General features: G+C 65.6%; 2 protein-coding genes. One reads left to right on the top strand and one right to left on the bottom strand.

All coding sequences use genetic code 11. From position 1 onward, the window contains the following. Positions 1-157: 157 nt before the first annotated feature. Complete coding sequence (locus tag QZ609_RS26655) at positions 158-343, bottom strand: hypothetical protein (RefSeq protein WP_295501578.1); 186 nt, start codon at positions 341-343, stop codon at positions 158-160. Positions 344-832: 489 nt separating this feature from the next. On the opposite strand from QZ609_RS26655, the gene QZ609_RS26650 reads away from it, so the two are divergent. Further along, positions 833-2,061, top strand: a 1,229-nt coding sequence (locus QZ609_RS26650; RefSeq protein WP_295501576.1) for a DEAD/DEAH box helicase, incomplete at its 3' end; no start/stop codon positions are given.

The following is a 2,061-nucleotide window of genomic DNA, read 5'->3' as shown; positions in this document are numbered from 1 at the left end:
CCTCCTAAGCGTGAGATACAGGTTCGATTCCTGTCGGCGGGACCAGCGCATACGACAAAGCCAGGCTCCGTGCCTGGCTTTCGTTTTTGCGACGCTAAATATGGACGAGGCCTGCCACCGGCGGGCGGGCCTATGGCTGCAGATGGCCCCGGGGCATCTAGGTCAGCACCGGCAGCGCTTCGAGCACGAGCAGCCCGATCAGCACACCGATGACGGCCAATAGCACGCGGATCCCTACCCGCGCGCTTCGGATCACCAGCGGCGCGGACGCCAGTCCGATCACGCCCGCCACGCAGACGGCAAGCAACAGGTACAGGTTGGAGAAGGCCATCGGGAATTCCATCGTCCGCCCCTTTGCCGACCGTGGGTGGCCGGTGTTTCGAGTATAGGCCGCGCGCCTGTTCCGGCAACCCGTTGTATTTGCGCCTTCATTTGTGCTTTGACGCACTGCAAAAAATCGTGCTATAGTTCACGGCTTGGCTGCTTACTGCCCTTACGCGGTTGGCCGATGTGCTGGTGTCAATACATTCCAGCGCCCATCGCCCTGGATTCCGCCCCAAAAGCATGCGCAGCCGATTGCCATAGTGCTTGGCATCGTCTCCGATCTCCCGCGTGGATTCACATCACGCCGCAGGGACCGCCGCCCCACCTCGCTGACCAACTCAGCGCGAGGCCGGCCCACTCCCCCGCCTGTCCGTTTTTGCAGCCCGTCTGTCGAAACCGGCCTTATCCGATTGGCGCCGACGCCCCGTGATTAACCGGTCGCCGTATCCCATTTCCGTCGCCTGCTTTCGTTGAAGCAGCGGCGCGGCAGCCTTACTACCTTTTCGACATGACACAGCCTCAACTGGACGGCGGTGCGATTGCGCACGCTGAATCCGACACCACCCATTCCGACGCCCTGATCGCCAACGTCGCCACCGCCGCCAGCGCTTTTGCTGCACTCGGCCTGGACGAGCGTATCGTCCGCGCCCTGGGCGAGGTGAACTACACCACCCCGACGCCGGTGCAGGCGCAAGCCATTCCGGCCTGCCTGTCGGGCCGCGACCTGCTGGTCACGAGCCAGACCGGTTCGGGCAAGACCGCCGCCTTCATCCTGCCGGCCATCCAGCGCATCAGCGAGCAACCCGAGCCGCAACGCCCGCGCTTCGACGGCGCACCGCAACGCGTGAAGGGCCGCCGCCCCCGCCCGGAACCGGCCAAGCCGTCGCTGCTGGTGCTCACGCCCACGCGTGAACTGGCCCTGCAGGTGACCACCGCCACCGCACAATACGGCCGCCATCTGCGCCGCATCGTCTGCGCGAGCATCCTGGGCGGCATGCCCTACCCGAAGCAGCTCGACATGCTGGCCCGCATGCCGGACATCATCATCGCCACGCCGGGCCGCCTGCTCGACCATATCGACTCGGGCCGCATCGACCTGTCGGCACTCGACATGCTGGTGTTCGATGAAGCCGACCGCATGCTCGACATGGGCTTCTCGGATGACATCGAAGCCATCGTCGGCGCCACGCCGGCCACGCGCCAGATGCTGATGTTCTCGGCCACCATGGACCGCCGCATCGAACAACTGGCCGAGCGCATGATGCGCGATCCGCAACGCATCGAGATCGCCGCCGCCAAGGTCGACCAGAGCAACATCGAAGAGCGCCTGCACTTCACCGACGACATGTCGCACAAGCAGCAGCTGCTCGACCACCTGCTGCGCGATTCGTCGCTCAAGCAAGCCATCGTCTTCACGGCCACCAAGCGTGATGCCGACTCGCTGGCCGAGCGCCTGACCGAGCACGGCTTCTCCGCCGGCGCCCTGCACGGCGACATGCACCAAGGCGCGCGTAACCGCACGCTGACAGCATTGCGCCGCGGCCAGCTGCGCGTGCTGGTGGCCACCGACGTGGCCGCCCGCGGCATCGACGTGCCCGACATCACCCACGTGGTCAACTTCGACCTGCCCAAGCAAGCCGAAGACTACGTGCACCGGATCGGCCGTACGGGCCGTGCCGGCCGCAGCGGTATCGCCATCAACCTGGTGAACCACAACGACACGTTCCAATGGCGCCG

This window comes from uncultured Ralstonia sp. (assembly GCA_913056305.1).
Lineage (GTDB): Bacteria > Pseudomonadota > Gammaproteobacteria > Burkholderiales > Burkholderiaceae > Ralstonia.
This window is presented reverse-complemented; position numbering and strand designations above follow the sequence as displayed.